At 66.5% G+C, this 18,326-nt stretch carries 13 protein-coding genes and 3 pseudogenes; 9 read left to right on the top strand and 7 right to left on the bottom strand.

What is annotated here, in order from left to right; genetic code table 11:
• Positions 1-96 precede the first annotated feature (96 nt).
• From IT882_RS14795 to IT882_RS14785, 3 genes and pseudogenes are all read right to left on the bottom strand, one after another.
• A complete protein-coding gene (locus tag IT882_RS14795) occupies positions 97-606 on the bottom strand; it encodes a MarR family winged helix-turn-helix transcriptional regulator (protein WP_195692476.1) in 510 nt (169 codons plus the stop codon).
• A 243-nt stretch (positions 607-849) separates the two neighbouring features.
• Positions 850-2,254: pseudogene (locus IT882_RS14790) on the bottom strand (IS1380 family transposase).
• Positions 2,255-2,375: 121 nt separating this feature from the next.
• Positions 2,376-3,872, bottom strand: coding sequence for an aldehyde dehydrogenase family protein (locus tag IT882_RS14785; RefSeq protein ID WP_195692475.1), 1,497 nt, complete (start codon positions 3,870-3,872; stop codon positions 2,376-2,378).
• Positions 3,873-4,208: 336 nt separating this feature from the next.
• On the opposite strand from IT882_RS14785, the gene IT882_RS14780 reads away from it, so the two are divergent.
• The 9 genes and pseudogenes from IT882_RS14780 to IT882_RS14740 all read left to right on the top strand — a co-directional run bounded on the left by IT882_RS14780 (position 4,209) and on the right by IT882_RS14740 (position 14,153).
• The gene (locus IT882_RS14780; RefSeq protein ID WP_195692474.1) at positions 4,209-5,084 is read left to right on the top strand and encodes a transketolase; all 876 of its coding nucleotides are present in this window, start codon (positions 4,209-4,211) and stop codon (positions 5,082-5,084) included.
• The gene (locus IT882_RS14775; protein ID WP_195692473.1) at positions 5,084-6,046 is read left to right on the top strand and encodes a transketolase family protein; all 963 of its coding nucleotides are present in this window, start codon (positions 5,084-5,086) and stop codon (positions 6,044-6,046) included. The genes IT882_RS14780 and IT882_RS14775 overlap by 1 nt, the downstream gene beginning before the upstream one ends.
• 48 nt (positions 6,047-6,094) lie before the next feature.
• On the top strand, positions 6,095-7,156 hold the full coding sequence (locus IT882_RS14770) for a zinc-dependent alcohol dehydrogenase (RefSeq protein WP_195692472.1): 1,062 nt from the start codon (positions 6,095-6,097) through the stop codon (positions 7,154-7,156).
• Positions 7,153-8,691, top strand: coding sequence for a sugar ABC transporter ATP-binding protein (locus tag IT882_RS14765; RefSeq protein WP_195692471.1), 1,539 nt, complete (start codon positions 7,153-7,155; stop codon positions 8,689-8,691). The genes IT882_RS14770 and IT882_RS14765 overlap by 4 nt, the downstream gene beginning before the upstream one ends.
• A gap of 106 nt (positions 8,692-8,797) precedes the next feature.
• Positions 8,798-9,682: an ABC transporter permease gene (locus IT882_RS14760; protein ID WP_195692470.1), complete on the top strand. Its 885-nt coding sequence runs from the start codon at positions 8,798-8,800 to the stop codon at positions 9,680-9,682.
• Positions 9,683-9,799: 117 nt separating this feature from the next.
• Positions 9,800-10,786: a sugar ABC transporter substrate-binding protein gene (locus IT882_RS14755; RefSeq protein ID WP_195692469.1), complete on the top strand. Its 987-nt coding sequence runs from the start codon at positions 9,800-9,802 to the stop codon at positions 10,784-10,786.
• Between the two features lie 106 nt (positions 10,787-10,892).
• A pseudogene (locus tag IT882_RS14750) lies at positions 10,893-11,662 on the top strand (SDR family NAD(P)-dependent oxidoreductase).
• 10 nt (positions 11,663-11,672) lie between these two features.
• On the top strand, positions 11,673-12,599 hold the full coding sequence (locus IT882_RS14745) for a sugar phosphate isomerase/epimerase family protein (protein ID WP_195692468.1): 927 nt from the start codon (positions 11,673-11,675) through the stop codon (positions 12,597-12,599).
• Between the two features lie 69 nt (positions 12,600-12,668).
• Positions 12,669-14,153 (top strand): aldehyde dehydrogenase family protein, encoded by a 1,485-nt coding sequence (locus tag IT882_RS14740; protein WP_195692467.1) that lies wholly within the window; start codon positions 12,669-12,671, stop codon positions 14,151-14,153.
• Between the two features lie 27 nt (positions 14,154-14,180).
• On the opposite strand, the gene IT882_RS14735 is transcribed toward IT882_RS14740, so the two are convergent.
• From IT882_RS14735 to IT882_RS14720, 4 genes and pseudogenes are all read right to left on the bottom strand, one after another.
• Complete coding sequence (locus IT882_RS14735; protein WP_229382166.1) at positions 14,181-15,392, bottom strand: CynX/NimT family MFS transporter; 1,212 nt, start codon at positions 15,390-15,392, stop codon at positions 14,181-14,183.
• A 51-nt stretch (positions 15,393-15,443) separates the two neighbouring features.
• Positions 15,444-16,967 carry an o-succinylbenzoate--CoA ligase gene (menE, locus tag IT882_RS14730; RefSeq protein ID WP_195692466.1) on the bottom strand — a complete coding sequence of 508 codons (1,524 nt, stop codon included), beginning with the start codon at positions 16,965-16,967 and terminating at the stop codon, positions 15,444-15,446.
• Positions 16,968-17,046: 79 nt separating this feature from the next.
• On the bottom strand, positions 17,047-17,499 hold the full coding sequence (locus tag IT882_RS14725) for a MaoC family dehydratase (protein ID WP_195692465.1): 453 nt from the start codon (positions 17,497-17,499) through the stop codon (positions 17,047-17,049).
• Positions 17,496-18,313, bottom strand: a pseudogene (locus IT882_RS14720) (amidohydrolase family protein). The gene IT882_RS14725 and the pseudogene IT882_RS14720 overlap by 4 nt, the downstream one beginning before the upstream one ends.
• Positions 18,314-18,326: the final 13 nt, after the last annotated feature.

Below are 18,326 nucleotides of genomic sequence, written 5' to 3'. Positions count from 1 at the left end.
ATTTTACCTATGGGCATAGGCAATGTCTAGAGGCAAGCAGAGGAGGAGGGGAGATCCGGCGAATTCTCGGATCTCCCCTCCTCCTTGCGTACGTGATCAGCGTGCTTGGCTTGCCGCGGTTTCGTTCTCGAGGATCTGAAGTTCCCGCGCGTCGACCAGCATCCGCTGCAGCAGCGTGTTGAGGCTCGTGATCTCATCCGGGGTGAGGTGTGCCAGAACGATGTCCTGGCCCCTCATCGAGATCGGCAGCATGTCGTCGTGCATCTGCACACCCTCGGTGGTCAGATACATGGGCCGGGACCCCCGGGGTCCATCCATCAGGACGATCAGGCCGCGACCCACGAGCGTGTTCACGCTCTTGGAGACCACGGCCTTGTTGACCCCGATGAACTCCGACACTTCCGTCGCCGAGAATCCGGGGTTCAGTGCGAGGACAGAGATCACACGCCAATCGTTCGTGCCGAGTCCGAATCGGCGGCGCAGCTCGTTCGACTCGCGCCACACGAGCGCATTCGAGAGCAATGCAAGCAGGCGCGGTGTGAAGTTATCGGGGTCGACGGTGTGCTGCAGCGGTTCCCACTGGATGCGTTGATCGAGCCGGTCCATGTGGTCCTTCGCGCGTCGGGGATCTGATGTGAGTGACAGTAGTGGACGATCGGGGCCGGGCGAGAGAATGTGCCCGACCCCGATCTGAGAGAAGTGGCCCTTAGCCTCGATCCACCGATGAGCCGTGGGTGTGCCGGGGCGGCATGATCGGGGCGCGGTGACGCGTCGAGGGCAGGGTTGAGTTCCGGGCGTCGCATCCCGGTCGTCCACTTGGTCCTCGGTCGTGCCGCGTTGCGGCGATGGTCAGGTGGTCACCGTTGGCGGTGGCGCGTGCGTGGCTGTGAAGAGCCGGTCGAACGCGGTCTGCCATGGCCAGGCCTCGGGCAGGTGCAGCGTGATTCGGCGCGCGGAGCGCGCCAGCCGTGCGGGGACGTGGATCAGGGTGCGGCGGATCGTCGCGGTCGTTGCTCTCGCGAGCCGTCCCGCTCGGTCGGCGACGAGACCGGCAGCGCGGGTGAGGTTGAATGCGATCACGGCGATGACGAGCCAGGCGCTGTTCGCGGTGAACACCCGGAGGGCAGGTGCGCGAGCGGCCCCGCTTTGAGGTCGGCGTGGACCTGCTCGATGATCGCGTGACCGCGGTGGGTCTTGTCCGCGGCCACCGTGTCCATCACCTCCTTCGCTGTGGTGGTGAAGAACGCGTGATGCCGGTAGACGTCGAACAGGGTCGGCTGCTCCACCTGTCTCGGGTTCAGATCGGGGATGCGCCGCACCACCAACCGTCCGGCGACCTGTTCCGCCTTCTTCCTCGAGCGGAACGCGGTGAACGGGACCTCGGCGACCTCGGCTTTGGAGATCAGCTGCCCGGTGGTCTCGTCACGGATCGCGTCGGTGTACTCGATCATCTCCCACGCATCATCCGGGATGGTCGCGATCGCGGCCTTCACCGCCGGGTCCATCCTCACGGTCACCGACACGTCGGCGCCCGCCTTGATCGCGGTGCCGACGGTCGCGTGTCCGTAGAACGCGGAGTCCGCCCGCAGCAACGGCCTGGCCCCGGTCGCGGCGCGGGTGCGGCGCAGGGTGGCGAGAGCATCGCCGACGATCCGCGCGGCCCCCTTCGGGGACCCGGTCTTCCCCTGCCGCAACCGCTGGGCCAGGATCACCGGCGCCGACGAGGTGGTCGATGCCGTGGCGAGGAGGGCGTTCAGCCCCGGACGCCGGAGTACCCGAAACCGGCGCCCTGCTTCTGGTATCCGTGGACCTCGATGATGGTGTCGTCCAGATCCACCATCACCCGCTCGCCATCGCCTGCTCGGAGCAGCGGCGCGTCGACAGCGAGATTCGCGAACACCCGGGAGGCGACGGCGTCGAGCTGGCGGACGTGTCCGAACCGGAACTCCCGCAGGAACGACCCGAGCGTCGACGGCGCATACGTCCGGTCGAACAACCGGCCCATTCCGCCATGGCGGAGCAGGTTCATGTCGTCGATCGAGTCCGCCCCGGCGAGCATGCCCGCGACCAGTGCCATCACCTTCGCACCCGCGTTGGCGCCCTTATCCGTCGGGACGCTCAACCGCTCACGCGCGAGCTCGTCCAACCCCGCGGAACGCGCCAGGCGGAGCATCGGCACCAGCCCCGCGGCCGACACGAGATTCGGATCATCGAACACCGCAGACACTGCGGCGGGGGCGTGCTTGAATTGCATCTACGAGATGCCTCTCCGACCAGACGAACAGAACCCTAAGCAAGCTCTATTCTTCCTGATCAGAGGGGCATTTCTACGTCACGACGCTCGCTCAACGCCCCGTCCATCGGTGGATCGAGGCTTAGTGAGCCATCGCCGCGAGTGCTTCCGGGTCGATGAAAGCGATGGAGCGGGTGTCTTGGAAGGCGCGGACGCCTTCGATACCCTGCTCGCGTCCGATGCCGGACTGCTTCATGCCGCCGAAGGGTGCGCGCAGGTCGAGGCGGGTGGCGCCGTGGTCGTTGACCCAGACGTACCCGCACTCGAGTGCGCCGCCGACGCGCTTGGCGGCCTCGGGGCTGTCGGTCCACACCGACCCGCACAGGCCCGCCCAGGTGTCGTTGGCCATGCGGATGGCTTCCTCTTCGGTGTCGAAGGGGAGGACGGGGATCACGGGGCCGAACTGTTCCATGGTGACCACACGCAGGTTCGGGTCGGGGTCGACCACGATCGCGGGGCGCATGAAGTTGCCGCCGGCCAGGTCCCCGCCGGGGAGCTGTCCGAATTCGCGGACGTCGGCGCCGGCCTCCTTGGCTTCCTGGATGAGTTCTTCCACGAACGCCTTCTGCGCCGAGGAGTGCAGCGGCCCCATGGTGGTGCCCTCGTCCAGCCCGTACCCGATGACAGCCTTCTCCAGACGTGCGGACAGGCCGGCGACGACCTCGTCCATCCGGGAGCGGTGCACGTAGACGCGCTTCGCGTTCATGCAGATCTGCCCGGTGGTGTCGTAGATGGCCGCGTAGAGGCGGTCCAGGTGGGTGTCGTCGATGACGGCGTCTTCGAGGACGATCGCCGCGTCGTTGCCGCCGAGCTCCAGGGTGACCCGGGTCAGGGTCTTGGAGGCCATCTCCATCATCCGCTTCCCGCCGTTTACCGAACCGGTGAAGCAAACCTTCGCGATGTCGGTGTTCTGGATCAGCCCCGACATGTTCTCGTCCTTGCCGGTGACGATGTTCAGCACCCCGGGCGGGAGCTTCTCGGCCACCCGCTGCACGAGCTTCGCGGTGGCAAGAGGCGCCGTCAGCGGGGGCTTGACGATCGCGGTGTTCCCCGCCAGCAGCGCGTGGGGGAGGGCTGCGCCCAGGATCGCGATCGGCCAGTTGAAGGGCACGATGATCGTGGTCACACCCAACGGCTGGTAAGCCACGGTCGTGTCCACCGGGATCGCTCCGGGCACCGCCGGGAGGGTGTGGTCGGTGTCGACCTCGTCAGCGAGCATCAGCGCCAGGTTCCAGCGGATCTCGAACACCAAAGCGTCAACCCACGCTTCGAACCGGACCTTGCCGTTTTCCTGCGAGAGGATCGCCGCGTCCTCGTCACGGTCATCCGCGATCCCCGCGATCGCCTCAGCCATCAACCGGGCACGCTCTTTCGCGCCCAGAGCCGCCCACGCCGGGAAAGCCTCCTTCGCCGCGGTCACCGCGTCCGCGACATCCTGCTGCGAAGCAGCCGCAGCCTCACCGACCACAACACCCGGCTTGCCCGGGTCCGCGATCTTCAGCGTCTCATCGGTGAACCGCTCGGTCCCCCCGATAAACAATCCGGTCCGTACACCAGCCTGCGTCAACGTGTCAGACATCCTGCACCTCTCTGTGTGTTGTCTTCCCTGATTCGGATGCCGCAGCACCCGCCCCGCGCCGGGCGGCGCGCGAGTCCATTGTCCTGCGCCCACGATCGTCGGGACCCGTTTCCGGCCCGAATCGACGTGTGCACCCTCAGCGAGCCCTCCGAAGAGCGCGGCGTCTGGTGCCTGGTGGCGCTGAATCGAGTTTAGGTGCATTCCTGTTTACTTGTAAATGAGTTTGTGTTAGCGTCACTCGCGTCGCTCCGGTTGAGCCGGTGGCGACACCCGAACGAGAGTCGATGATGACCCCCGCGGTCCGTCGCTCTCCTGTCATCGATGAGGAGGCATGTGATGGGTCGAACGTCCCCTGTAGCGCAGGAGCGTCGGAGCGTCGAGGAACTCGAGGATCTCGCTTTCGAGCTTCGGCAGAAGCTCCTGAACCTGTGTGGCACGTACGAGGGAGCGGTGCACATCGGCGGTGATCTGTCGTCCGCCGACATCTTCACCGCGCTGTTCGAGTACGGACTGAATGTCGACCCCACCAACCTCGCCAACCCCACCCGCGATCGGTTCGTCCTCAGCAAGGGGCACGCAGCGGTGGCCATGTACATCGCCATGGCGATCAAGGGCTTCTTCTCCTACGACGGCATCGTGGACACGTACGGCCAGCTCGACAGCGCCTACGGCATGCACCCGTGCAAGGTGCAGCTTCCCGGCGTCGAGGCATCCACCGGGTCCCTCGGTCACGGTCTTCCGCTCGCCGTCGGAATGGCGATGGGCGCGCGTGGTCGCGGCGCCACGCATCGTGTCGTGACGTTGATGGGTGACGGCGAGACGGGCGAAGGCTCGGTCTGGGAGTCGGCGCTCGTCGCGAGCTCGAACAAGCTCGGCAACCTGGTCGCCGTCATCGACCGCAACCGTCAGCTCATGACGAGCTTCGATGAGGAGCGGGTCACGCTGGAGCCCTACACCGACAAGTGGGCGGCATTCGGATGGAACGTCATCCACGTCGACGGACACGACATGCGGGCCCTCGTCGAGGCGATCGACAGCCTCCCTCCCACCGACAGTGACAAGCCGACCGTCATCGTCGCCGAGACCGTCAAGGGGAAGGGCGTCGACTTCATGGAGCACAACCTCGCCTGGCACGCCGGCTCGCTCGGTGCCGCAGACCTGGAGCGCGCGCTCGCCGCTTTGGAAGCAACCCGCACGAAGGAGAACGTCTGATGCCTGTCACCTTCACCTTCGGTGAGTTCCTCGGAGCCCGATCGGTCATCGGATCGACCCTCGCCGAGCTCGGTGAGACCCACGAGAACCTCTGGGTCGTCACCCCCGACATCGGCGCGACGCTCGTCGAGTTCCGCGACAAGTACCCCGAGCGCTTCCTCGATGTGGGTCTCGCCGAGCAGTCCAGCGTCGGCATCGCCGCGGGTCTTGCCTACGACGGAAACATCCCCGTCGTCTCCGGGATGCTCCCGTTCCTGAGTATGCGCGCGCTCGAGCAGATCCGCACCGACGTCTGCTACCCGAACCTCCCGGTCAAGATCATCGGCACCCACGGCGGGCTTGTCGGCAACGGCGGCTCGACCCACTACGCCGTCGAGGACCTCGCCCTCATGTGCGCGCTGACGAACATGACTGTCACCTCGATCGGTGACCCGCTCATGGTCGGCGAGATCCTGCGCCAGTCCATGGCGATGCAGGGACCTCTCTATATCCGTCTGGCCGTCGGCAAGAAAGACAAGGTGCTCTACGAGCCCGGTCAACACGACATCCGGATCGGCAAGGGCATCGTCGCGCGCCAAGGCACGGATGTCACCCTGTTCACCCACGGGACAACGGTCGCCCAGGCGCTGGATGCGGCCGACGAGCTCGAGCGCGAGGGCGCCTCCGTGCGCGTCGTGGACATGTTCACGCTTAAGCCGATCGACGCTGACCTGATCGCGCAGTGCGCCGAGGAGACCGGCGGCCGCTTCGTCGTGCTCGAAGATCACCTCGCCTATGGCGGACTCGCCTCGCGTGTTGCCGATGTCGTGGCCGACCGCGGCATCCATCTGACGGCCTTCGAGCGCCTGGGCATCCCGCAGGTCTACGCCGGCTTCGGTGAGGATGAGCAACTGCGCGACAAGCACGGGTACGGCCTCTCGGCGACGGTGTCGGCCCTGCGCCGCGCGCTCGCTGCCGGGTAGCAGGCAAGCAGCCCATCACCCCCTGTCATTTACTCACCGGAGAGACGAATGAAGACCGTAGCCGTCACCCGCATCGGGAGCCTGCGCGACCCCGACGAGAAAGCTCGCGGCCGCGTCGAGGTTGTCGACTTCCCCGAGCAGCCGCTCGGCCCCGAGGACGTCCGCGTGCGGGTCGCCTACTCCGCTATCTGCGGCTCGGACCCGCACCTGGCGGAGGGCTACTTCGGCACTGATGTCCCGATCGGCCTCGGCCACGAGCTGTCCGGCGTCGTCGAGGCCCTCGGTGACCGCGCGCACCGCAACGGGCTGCAGGTCGGTGACCGGGTAGCCGGCAACTTCCTGCGCTTCTGTGGAACATGCCGCCCCTGCCAAGAGGGCAAGCAGCAGTTCTGCGAGCACATCCAGGAGTACAACCGGCCCGGGATGGCCGAGACCATCACGTGGCACGAGTCCCAGCTCTACAAGCTCCCCGACTACGTTTCGCTCCTGAAGGGATGCCTCCTCGAGCCGACCTCGGTCGCGGTACGCATCGCCGACAAGACTCGTGTTCGCGTCGGTGATCGGGTTGCGATCGTGGGTGGCGGACCCATCGGTCAGCTCACGCTGCAGGTCATGCGGATGTACGGCGCGACCTCGCTCACGATGATCGAGCCGATCGCCGAGCGTCGCGAGATGGCTACGCGCCACGGCGCTGAGTTCGTCATCGATCCGGTCAGCGAGGATCAGTTCGCCCGAACGGATGAGATCACCGATGGCCGAGGCTACGACGTCGTGATCGATGCCTCCGGCTCGACGCGCGCCGTGAAAGGCATCCTCGATATTGCCGCCAAGGGAGGGACCGTCGTCTACGGCGCGATGTACCCCGCGCAGTTCGAGATGCCGCTGAACCTGTCGGACTACCTGTACCTGAAGGAGCTCACGCTCACCGGCGTGTTCGTCTCGCCCTACGCTTTCCCGAGGGCGCTGCAGATCCTGCCGCATCTGGACGTGGACGAGCTGACGGCAGCGGTCTTCGATCTGGATGACGCGTCCGAGGCTTTCGCGGTTCATGTCAGCGGTGCGCATCCGAAGGTCGTCATCCGCTGCAACCGCTTCGAGGAGTCCCAATGACCGACGTGACGGGTTCGCAGGAGCAGGCGAAGGAAGAGGTCACCGCAGCGCTCTCGGCAACCGAGATCGTGAAGCGGTTCGATGGCGTCCACGCGCTGGAGAACGCGCGGTTCTCGGTTCGTCCGGGGGAGATCCACGCGCTCCTCGGCGAGAACGGCGCGGGCAAGTCCACGCTCATCAAGATCCTGACCGGGGTCTATCAGCCCGACTCCGGGACGATCTACCGTTCTGGATCGCCGGTTCGGTTCGAGAACGTCCGCGAAGCCAATCACCAGGGTGTGGTCGCGCTCTACCAAGAGCTCTCGATCATTCCGACTCTCAGCGTCGCCGAGAACATTCTGCTCGGCGAAAAGAGCCCGAGCCGTGCAGGCATCGTGCAGTGGCGGACTCTGAAGCAGCAGGCGCGAGCGCAGCTGGACGGGATGAACCAGCGGAACATCTCGGTCGACGCCCTCGCCGCCGACCTCTCCCCGGTCCAGCAGACGATGGTCGCCTTTGCGCGGGCCCTCGCCTTGGATGCCAAGGTGCTCATTCTGGATGAGCCCACCGCATCCCTGACCGACACGGAGATCGTCGAGCTGTTCACGGTGCTGCGTGCACTGCGAGCGCGCGGCGTCGCGATCGTCTATGTCTCACACCGCCTCGAGGAGGTCTTCGAGCTGTGCGATCGCCTCACGATCATGCGGAACGGGACGACCATCGTCACCAAGGCCGTGGCTGACACCCACATCGACGAGGTCATCTCTCTCATGGTCGGCCGCAACGCCAATGAGCTCTACCCGGCCCGCGGTACGGCAACGGATGAGGTCGCTCTGACCGTGTCTGGGGTCAATGGGCGCCGCGTGAAGAACGTGTCCCTCGTAGCCCGCAAGGGTGAGGTCCTGGGCATCGGCGGTCTCGCCGGTTCGGGGCGCAGCGAGTTGCTGCGCATTCTCGCCGGAGCCCAGAAGCATGTAAACGGTGAGATCACCGTCGGCGAGGTCACCCTTCCCGCATCGCCTGGCGTCGGCCGGGCGCTGGCCGAAGGCATCGCCCTTGTTCCGGAGGAACGCCGCAGTCAGGGCGTTATTCTCGGCGCCTCGATTCAAGACAACATCGCCGCAGCCAACCTCCCGACCGTCAGCTCGGGCGGTGTCGTGTCGGGCGCGAAGATCTCCACGATCACCAAGCGCGGTATCGCGGATCTGAAGATCAAGACGCGGGGTCCGCGGCAATACGTCGGTGAGCTCTCCGGCGGCAACCAGCAGAAGGTCGTCCTCGCCAAGATGCTGGCTCGCAAGCCGAAGGTGCTCCTCATGGACGAGCCCACACGCGGCATCGACGTCGGCACAAAGGCGGAGATCTACCGTCTGATCCGGCAGCTGGCCGCGGAGGGAACGGCGATCATCGCGATCAGCTCCGAACTGCCGGAGCTGATCGGAATGAGCGATCGGATCATCATCATGCACGAAGGCGAGATTTCGGGAGAAGTCGCGGCCGACAAGGCCGACGAAGAACTGCTCCTCTCCTACTGCTACGGGAAGACAGAGAAATGACATCCAACGGCGAACAGAAGGCTCCGACCACGACCTCGGTGATGGTCGGACACGCGTCAAACCTCGGGAACAGACTCCTTCAGGGGGCACCATCGCCGCCCTGATCGTGCTCGTCCTCTTCTTCTTCCTCATGCGTCCCGACGTCTTCTTGTCGTTCGTGAACGTGAGGAACATCCTCTACCAGGTCTCGATCCTCGCGATCATCGCCGGCGCCCAGACCGTCGTGATGGTCGTCGGTGACTTTGACCTCTCGGTTGGCGCGACCTCAGCCCTCGCGGGCGCGACGGCTGCTGCCTGCATGCTCGGCGGGATGCCTATCCCCGCCGCCATCGCGCTGGGGCTCATCATCGGCGCCCTCATCGGGCTGGTCAACGGTCTCTTCGTGGCCTACCTCAATCTGCAACCGTTCATCGTGACGCTGGCGGTGATGACGTCGGTGGTCGGCCTGGCATTCATCGTCACGCAAGGCACGACGCTGTTCAACTTCTCGCCCGACTTCAACGCGCTTGGTCAGGGCAGGCTGTTCGAGATCCCTCTCCCGGTGTATTTCGCCGTCGTGATCTGCCTGATCCTGTGGCTCGTGCTTCGCTACACGAAGCTGGGACGCGAGTGGCACGCGATCGGCGGCATCGTGGAAGTCTCGCGGTTGTCGGGTATCAACGTGCAGCGCTCGCGCATGCTGGCCTTCGTCATCGCGGGCTTCGTCTCGGCGATCGGCGGCATCCTGTTGGCTGCCCGACTGGGCAGCGCGAGTGCCGTCCAGGGCGAGGACAACATGATGTTCTCGGTGGCGGCGGTGTTCCTCGGCATGACCGTCATCCGTTCGGGTGCGGCAAACCTCGGCGGCACGATCATCGGCGTCGTCATCATCGGCGTCATGAGCAACGGCCTGAACATCCTCGGCGTCAACGGATACGTCCAGCAGGTCGTGACCGGCATCATCATCATCGCCGCGGTGACCCTGTCGTCCATCAAGCATCGCGAGCGGTGACGCACCGCTTCGAGATCCCGGGCGCGTGACCTACGCGCCCTCAGACTCCGAGTCCCGACTCGGGTCCCCTTCGGGGGAAGCACAAGAGAAAACGCAATGACACAAAGGAGTAAACACGTGCGTACTTCCATCAAGGCATTCGCCGCCGCAACCGCGGTTACGGCGCTCGCTCTCGCCGGCTGTTCGTCCGGCGGCGGAGACAACGGCGGAGGCGACAGCAACGACCCTCCCCGCGTCGTCGCCTTCACCTCCGGAAACCAGACGCCGATCGGTGCATGGTGGGTCAAGGATGTCGAGGCCACTGCTGAAGAACTCGGCTGGGACCTGACCATGATCCAGGGTGACTTCGACTTCCAGAAGATGAACCCCGCCGTTGAGAGCGCCATCGGTCAGGGTACCGACGTCGTCTTCGACGGATTCACCGACATCGCGTCGATCGCCTCGATCTCCACGGCCGCCAAGGACGCCGGTGTCCCCATGTTCGCCGTCGACTCCGGTACGGAGCCCAACGACGCATTCGCGCTGAACATCACGGCCGACCAGCAGGGCATCGTCGACCAGACGATGGGCGCAATCTCCGACGCGATCGGCGGCCTCGAGGGCAAGACGATCATGGTGATCGGCCACGACCCTCACGCCGGCATCCGGATGCGCTCCGGCCTGGCAGCTGAGGCCGTCGAGGCCGCAGGCGCGACTCTCGCCGGCGGCGAGATCCAGCAGGTCGTCTCGCCCGCCACGGGTCGCACCGAGGCGCTCGCCCTGGTCGCCGACTACCTGACCGCCAACCCCAACGGGCTGGACGCCGTGTGGGTCGGCTGGGATGACGCCGCACTCGGCGCCGTGCAGGCCGTGTCCGAGGCCGGCGCGTCCGCCGTCGTCACCGGTTGCGACGCCACCAGCGAGGCGCTCGCCGCGATCGAGGCTGGCACGATGCTCGCGACGGTCGAGCAGCCCTGGCCGATGGTCAACGCATCGGTCGTTGACGCCATCGTCGCCTACCTGGACAGCGGCGCGATGCCGAGCTCGAACTTCGAGGCGGTCGCTACGACGCTCGTCACGAAGGCCAACGCCGCCGACATCACCCCGTCGGACAAGCTCGGCTGATCCACTGAAACCCCGGTGGGGGCGGGAACGCTGCGGCCCCGCCCCCACCGGCACCACGTTCTTCTCGCGGCTGGGCCGCACACCACGACAACAGAAAGACATCACCATGCGTTTGGCAGGCAAGGTCGCCCTCATCACCGGCGGCGCCAGCGGTATCGGGCTGGCCACGGTCAACAAGTTCATCGCCGAGGGCGCCAAGGTCGCCGTCGCCGACATCAACGCTCAGCGCGCCCAGGAGGTTGTGGACACACTGCCCGAGGGCTCGGCTGTCGCCGTCGGTGTCAACGTCTCCGTCTTCGAAGAGGTCGAGGCGGCGGTGCAGAGCACGGTCGACGCGTTCGGCAAGCTCGATGTCATCTTCAACAACGCCGGCATCGCCGGCGGCAAGCCCCTCCTGGATCACGATCCCGCGGTGGACTACCACCCGATGATCCGTGTCGACCAGGACGGCGTCTACTACGGCATCCTCGCGGCAGGCCGTCAGTTCAAGAAGCAGGGCACCGGCGGAGTCATCATCTCCACCTCGTCGATCTACGGGGAGCAGGCCGCCGAGCTCGCCTTCAGCTACAGCGCCGCGAAGGCCGCCGTGATCTCCTTCACCCGATCGGCCGCGTACGAGCTCGCTGAGTACGGCGTCCGTGCGGTCGCGATCACCCCGGACGGGTCGGAACCGCCATCATCAACCAGTTCTCCGATGAGCTGAAGTCCCTCTTCGCTTCCGAGCAGATGCGCAACAAGATGACCGAACCGGAGGAGATCGCGAACGTCGTCGCATTCCTCGCCTCCGACGAAGCCAACGTCATCAACGGCACCGTCGTCCACGTCGACGACGGCTACTCGGCCTTCAAGCAGCGGTTCGAGCTGCCCACCTTCTAGAGCGATGGTCATGGATCTCGACGTCAGCTGCCACATCAACGCCCTGGTCGACGGGCCCGACTCGCCGCTGACGCCCCAGGCCCTCCGGCGTGCGGCAGAAGCCGGCTACCGGCGCATCGTGCTGGCGCCGTTCGACCCCGCCGCAACAGACCTCGCCTCCCTGCGGCGTCTATTCGACGACGCAGGGCTGACTCCGATCCCGATCGCCGGGCAAGCGCCCGGTGCCGATGTGTCGTCGGCGGATGCTGACGAACGTCGTGCCGGAGAAGCGGCGCTGTATGCCATGGTCGATGCGACGGCGGCGCTCGGCGGCGATCAGCTCAACGGTGTCCCCTACGGTGTGTTCGGGCATCCGATGGCTCCGATCGACGCCGCGTCACGCGAACGTTCCGCGACATCCGTGGGGAAGGTCGCCGACTACGCTCACGAGCATGGCATCACGATGACCTTCGAGGTGGTGAACCGCTACGAGACGGCGATGGTGAACACCGCCGCGCAGGCGATGGAGTACGCGGAGCTCAGCGGTTCCGACCACCTCCGCATCCACCTCGATTCGTTCCATATGGCCGTCGAAGAGGCCGATGCCGCGCAGGCGATCCGCACCGCCTTGCCGCGGCTCGCGTACCTCGAGCTCGGTCAATCGGGCCGAGGGCTGCTGTCGACCGGCGCCGTCAACATCCCCGGGCTCGTTCAGGGCGCGCTCGACGACGGGTACGAAGGACGGTGGGGAGTCGAGGCGTTCTCGCGCTCGATCCTTCCCGAGGTCGTCGCCGACATGCTGGCAATCTGGCGAGAGCCCTACACGGATGGGGGGTCGCTGGCCGAAGATGCCATGCGAGTCATTCGTGCGGGATGGGCGTCAAGCAGCGTCGGGCGTCGCGCTCAGCGGCTCGCTCGCGGTGCGAGCGACACCGGCAGCATCATTCGTCCCGCTTGAAGTCATGCTCGGCACGGCGCCGAGTACCGTCACTTGAATCAGTACCGTCACTCGAATCACGGAGGAACCATGACGATCACGCAAGACACTGACGTTCTGATCGATCCGGCGGTCTTCGCCGGCAAGATCTACCTCGATGGCGAGTGGGTGGCCGGGGAGGGTGGCCAGATCGACTCGATCGCGCCCGCTACGGGTGAGGTCCTCGCCGCGGTCGGCATGGCCGGCCCCGGGGACGTCGCGCGAGCTGCCGCATCGGCTGCTGCCGCGCAGAAGGAATGGGCGGCCATGCCGCATCCGGCGCGCGCGGCCGTGCTGCGCAAGGCGGGCATGCTCTGGGAGCAGTACGCCGACGAGGTCGGCAGCTGGAACGTGCGCGAGGTCGGCGCGATCCCGCCGCTTGCCGGTTTCGCGCTTCACGTCACGGCTGCCGAGTGCTACGAGGCATCGGCGTTGCCTTCGGCGCCCAAGGGTGCAGTGCTCTCCAGTGAGGAGCCGCGCCTGTCCATGACCGAGCAGGTGCCCGTCGGGGTGGTCGGGGTGATCTCACCGTTCAACGTGCCGCTGATCCTCGGCATCCGTGCCGTTGCCCCGGCTCTCGCGCTCGGCAACGCCGTCCTGCTCAAGCCGGACCCCCGCACCGTGATCACCGGCGGTGTCTCCTTCGTTCGCATCTTCGAGGAGGCGGGGCTGCCCAAGGGTCTCCTCCAGCTGGTGCCGGGCGGTGCGGATGTCGGTCAGGCGATGATCGAAGATCCTCGCGTCCGGGTGATCGCTTTCACGGGTTCGACGCGCGCTGGCCGCATTGTCGGTGAGCAGGCGGGCCGCAACCTCAAGCGCGCGCACCTCGAGCTCGGTGGGAACTCGGCCTTCATCATTCGGCACGACGCCGACATCGATCAGGCGGTGAACCTCGCCACGTGGGGCTCGTTCCTGCACCAGGGGCAGATCTGCATGACCGTCGGCCGGCACATCGTGCACGAGAGCGTCTTCGACGAGTATGTCGACAAGCTCGCTGCGAAGGCCGAGTCGATGCACGTCGGCGATCCCGCCGCGGGCCAGGTCCACCTCGGGCCGCTCATCGATGAGGTCCAGCGTGATCGCGTGCACGCGCTCGTGATGGATGCTGTCGCAGGTGGCGCCGAGCTTCGGGCTGGCGGGACCTACGAGGACCTGTTCTACCGTCCGACCGTTCTGGCTAACACCCCGGCCGACGCCCCCGCCTACTGCGAGGAGGTCTTCGGGCCTGTTGCGTCCGTCGTGAAGTTCTCGACCGACGAGGAGGCTGTCGCGCTCGCGTCGGCGACCGACTACGGCCTGTCGCTGGGCATTGTCACCAAGGATGCTCTGGCCGGATGGGACCTCGCGCAGCAGATCCCGACGGGCATCGTGCACATCAACGATCAGACCGTCAACGACGAGGCGAACACGCCGTTCGGCGGCACCGGTGCGTCCGGCACCGGCTCCCGCCACGGTGGCGTCCAGGCCAACATCGACGCGTTCACCGAGACCCGGTGGATCACGATGCGCCGTGAGCCCGGCCAGTACCCGCTCTGACCGGGTGAGCTACGTCCTCGAGTCCGCTCAGCGCGGCTCGAGGACGTAGCGTTCGCGACCTGCGGCAAGGCCCGCCCAGCCCTGGCCGATCAGGATCGCCACGACCAGCAGGAGCGGCAGCAGCCACGCATCCGTCGCGCTGTGAAGCGCGCCGAACAGCACCGGACCCGCCGCCGCCATGAGATAACCGACCGACTGCGCCATGCCCGAGAGCGCGCTCGCACCATGATGGTCGCGGGCGCGTTGGGCCATGAGAGTGAGGGAGACGCCGAGCGAGGCGCCCGAGGCGGGGCCGAGGACGATGACCCAACCGAGGATCGCGTCGGGAGCGGCGATGAGCCCGGTCAGTCCTACCAGGGCGATCACCGGGAGGACGGCGGGTACCCACCGGGCAGCGCCGCCCCGGAGCGCGATGGGCACTGCGACGGCGCCGACCAAGGCGCCCATCTGATAGATCATGACGTCGATCCCCGCGGTGACCGCGCTGCGGCCGGTGGACACGGCGATCGTCGCCAGCCAGGTCACGAGGATGTAGAACGTGGCTGACTGGAATCCCATGTAGGCGGCGACGACCCACGCGGTTCGGTCTCTCCAAATGCCCCGCGACTGCCCCGCTGTGCCGGCGGGCGCTGCCTGGTCCCGGCGCCCACGCATCGCGACGAGCCAGATCACGATTGCCACGGGAAGCAGGATGCCGCCCGTGATGAGCAGCGACAGGCGCCATCCGTCCGCGCCCGTGACTCCGGCGCCCCACTCGGACACGGGCACCGCAACGCCGGATGCCACTGCGCCCGCGCCGCCGAGCAGCGCGGTGTAGACGGCCATCATCGCGGGGACCCGCGCGGGGAACTCGCGCTTGATGACAGCGGGCATGAGCACGTTGGCGATCGCGAGCGCGACGCCGATCACCGCAGTGCCGATCCAGAGGCTTGCCGCGGGGCCCGGCACCGAGCGCACGAGGGTGCCCACCGTGAGCAACGCCAGAGACCCGAGCACGACGCGGCTCATCCCGAATCGCTGGCTCATGCCCGAGGCGAACGGCGAGACGAGCGCCCATGTCGCCAGAGGAATGGAGGCCAGCAGGCCCAGGGCACTCGGTCCGAGCCCCGTATCGGCACCGATCTGTTCCAGCAGCGGGCCGACCGAGGTGATCGTGGGCCGCATATTGACGGCGACCAGACACACCGCGACGACGAGGGCGACGCGGGCGTGTGGCATCGGTGCGCGGTCATCGCCCATAGAGTTCGGACTATACCTCAGCGCATAGGTATTCGTCGGGCGATGAGACCGTCAGCCGGTGCCGAACCGCGCGCGAAGGTCTGCCTTGCGGATCTTCCCCGACGCGGTCCGGGGGAGCTCATCGACGACGACGACGTTCTTGGGCAGCTTGTAGCGCGCGAGCTTACGGTCTAGGTGGGCGCGGACCGTCTCGGTGTCGAGCTCGACGCCATCCTTCACCGTGATGATCGCCCAGGGGACTTCGCCCCACTGGTCATCCGGGATGCCGACGACGCCGACACCGGTGACACCCTCGATGTTCGAAATGTGATTCTCGACCTCGGCCGGGTAGATGTTCTCGCCGCCCGAGATGATCATGTCCTTGAGCCGGTCGGAGATGTAGAGGTACCCGTCACGGTCGAGGTAGCCGAGGTCGCCGGAGCGAAACCAGCCGTCGGCGGTGAACGCCTTCGCGGTCGCTTCCGGGAGGTTCAGGTAACCGGCGAAAACGTTGGGGCCAGACACCTCGATCTCGCCGACCGTACCGCGGGGAACCATGACGCCGTTCTCGTCGGCGATGCGGATCTCGGTGAAGAAATGGGGCAGTCCGACGCTGCCCTGTTTCGCGCGCGTCATCGTGGGAGAGAGGGACGTCGCGCCGGGCGAAGTCTCGGTCATTCCGTAGCCCTGTGAAAACGACAACCCCCGCGTTTCATAGGCATCGAGAATCCGAGTCGGCACGGCCGAGCCACCGCACGTCAGCTTTGCGAGGCTCGACAGGTCGGCGCTCTCCCAGTCGGGATGATCGGCCATCATCTGGTACGTCGTGGGAACGCCGCTGAGCATCGTCACGCGATATTCCTGAATGAGAGCGAGTGCCCGCCCCGGCTCGAAACCCTTCTCAAGCACCATCGTCCCGCCCTTGAGCAGGACCGGCAGCGCCCCCATCCCGAGCGCGGCAACGTGGAACAACGGAGAGATCATCAGGGCGACATCGGTCGAGACCACGTCGTAGTCGACGACGCAGTTGATCGCCGTCCAGATCAGATTGCCGTGCGTGAGAACAGCGCCCTTGGGCTTCCCGGTCGTGCCCGAGGTGTAGATGATCGCTGCCGGATCGTTGTGGCCCACCGCGGCATCCGCGTGCCCGAACGGTGTGCCGCGCAGCAGCGGGGAGAGTCCGGGTCGCTCGGGCGTGCCCTCACCGGTCGGGATCACGTGGCTGATGTGCGCCGCGGCGATGCCGTCAACAGCCCGCTCGTGCAGGGCCGGGTCGATGATGAGGGCGCGCGCTCCGGAGTCCGTGAGCACGTGGGTCACCTCGGGCGGTGCAAGTCGGGTGTTGACGGGCACGAAGATCGCACCGAGTTGCGCGCACGCGAACATGACCGACAGGAATTCGGGGCTGTTCTCACCGAGAAAGGCGACCGGGTCGCCGATCCCGATGCCGCGGCGGCCGAGCACAGCGGAGATGCGGTCGGTATCATCGGCCAGCTCACGATAGGTCGTGCTCTGGCCGTCGAAGATCAGTGCGGTTTTGTCGGGAGTCTTCTGGCGCCGGGTGGTCATCCATGCGCCAAGGCCGTGGTTGTGCATCGGAGTTCTCTTCTTCGAGGGGGTGGATTCGTCGGTGAATCAGTCGATGCGGATGCGGGGAGCGTGTCCCCGCATCCGGTCAGGCGTAGAGGCGCTGCAGGCTCCGCAGCGCGACGGCAGGCTTGGTGCCACCCTCGATCTCGATCGTTCCGTCGACGACGAGCTGGATGCCGCCGCCGACCTCGGTCACCTCGGCGATCGTGGCGGTCAGGCGGACCCGGGAGCCGGCGGGAACCGGAGAGACGAAACGCACCTTGTCGAGACCGTAGTTGACCTTGGTGCCGGCCCCCTGAACGTCCAGCAGATCGACCCACATGGGGATGAACAGCGAGAGCGTGAGGAAGCCGTGCGCGATCGGGCCGCCGAACGGACCATCCTTCGCCCGTTCCGGGTCGACGTGAATCCACTGCTGGTCATCAGTGGCATCCGCGAACGTGTTGATGCGGTCCTGCGTGATCTCGAACCAGTCGGAGTACCCGAGGTCGGTACCCACGAGGGTGTGCAGATCGGCGAACGCAACGGTGGTCGTCATGGTGTCTCCTTGGGTGATGCGGGTGGGTCAGGCCGGGGCGTGAGGCCCAGCAGCCGGGCTGCGTTGTTCTTGAGGATGCCGGGCATGACCTCGGGCTTGAGAGCGGTCTTCTCGGCGTCCCCGAACCAACGCTCCGCCGTGAGCAGCGGGAAATCGGTCCCGAACAGGACGCGGTCTTTCAGGTATGAGTTCGCGGCGCGAACCAGGCTCTCGGGGAAATACTTGGGGCTCCAGCCCGACAGATCGATCCACGTGTTGTGCTTGTGGGTAGCGACCGAGAGCGCCTCATCCTGCCACGGCACCGAGGGGTGGGCCATGATGATCTGGAGCCGGGGAAGTCGGCGGCCACGCCGTCGAGCAGCATCGGGTTGGACAGGCCGAGACGGAAGCCATGACCTCCCGGCATCCCCGCACCGATACCGGTCTGGCCGGTGTGGAACAGGGCGACCACGCCGGCATCCTCGAGCACGGAGTACAGGGGCGCGTAGGCGGTGTCGCTCGGGTCGAAGCCCTGCACCGTGGGGTGGAACTTGAACCCGCGCACGCCGTAGTCCTCGATCAGGCGCCGTGCCATATCGACGGCGGCAGCACCCTTGCGGGGGTCAACTGAGCCAAACGGGATCAGGACATCGTTGTTGCGCGCCGCGCCCTCGGCGATCTCGACGCTCGAGATGGGCGGATGTCCGAGGGCTGACTCGGAGTCGACGGTGAAGACGACAGCTGCCATCGACCGCTCGCGGTAGTACTGAGCTATCGAGTCAAGGTCGGGTCGTGGTCCGTCGGTGCGGAAGTACTTCGAAGCCGCCTCGGCCAGGTCATCCGGCAGG

It is taken from the genome of Microbacterium schleiferi (genome assembly GCF_015565955.1).
In the GTDB taxonomy this organism is placed as follows: Bacteria; Actinomycetota; Actinomycetes; order Actinomycetales; family Microbacteriaceae; genus Microbacterium; species Microbacterium schleiferi_A.
The sequence above is the reverse complement of the archived record's forward strand: the minus strand, read 5'-3'. Positions and strand labels throughout refer to the sequence as shown.

What these genes read in the sequence shown, in the direction of transcription:
- IT882_RS14795 (WP_195692476.1), bottom strand. Translation starts at nt 606, where the DNA reads ATGGACCGGCTCGATCAACGCATCCAGTGGGAACCGCTGCAGCACACC.
- IT882_RS14785 (WP_195692475.1), bottom strand. Translation starts at nt 3,872, where the DNA reads ATGTCTGACACGTTGACGCAGGCTGGTGTACGGACCGGATTGTTTATC.
- IT882_RS14780 (WP_195692474.1), top strand. Translation starts at nt 4,209, where the DNA reads ATGGGTCGAACGTCCCCTGTAGCGCAGGAGCGTCGGAGCGTCGAGGAA.
- IT882_RS14775 (WP_195692473.1), top strand. Translation starts at nt 5,084, where the DNA reads ATGCCTGTCACCTTCACCTTCGGTGAGTTCCTCGGAGCCCGATCGGTC.
- IT882_RS14770 (WP_195692472.1), top strand. Translation starts at nt 6,095, where the DNA reads ATGAAGACCGTAGCCGTCACCCGCATCGGGAGCCTGCGCGACCCCGAC.
- IT882_RS14765 (WP_195692471.1), top strand. Translation starts at nt 7,153, where the DNA reads ATGACCGACGTGACGGGTTCGCAGGAGCAGGCGAAGGAAGAGGTCACC.
- IT882_RS14745 (WP_195692468.1), top strand. Translation starts at nt 11,673, where the DNA reads ATGGATCTCGACGTCAGCTGCCACATCAACGCCCTGGTCGACGGGCCC.
- IT882_RS14740 (WP_195692467.1), top strand. Translation starts at nt 12,669, where the DNA reads ATGACGATCACGCAAGACACTGACGTTCTGATCGATCCGGCGGTCTTC.
- IT882_RS14735 (WP_229382166.1), bottom strand. Translation starts at nt 15,392, where the DNA reads ATGGGCGATGACCGCGCACCGATGCCACACGCCCGCGTCGCCCTCGTC.
- menE (WP_195692466.1), bottom strand. Translation starts at nt 16,967, where the DNA reads ATGCACAACCACGGCCTTGGCGCATGGATGACCACCCGGCGCCAGAAG.
- IT882_RS14725 (WP_195692465.1), bottom strand. Translation starts at nt 17,499, where the DNA reads ATGACGACCACCGTTGCGTTCGCCGATCTGCACACCCTCGTGGGTACC.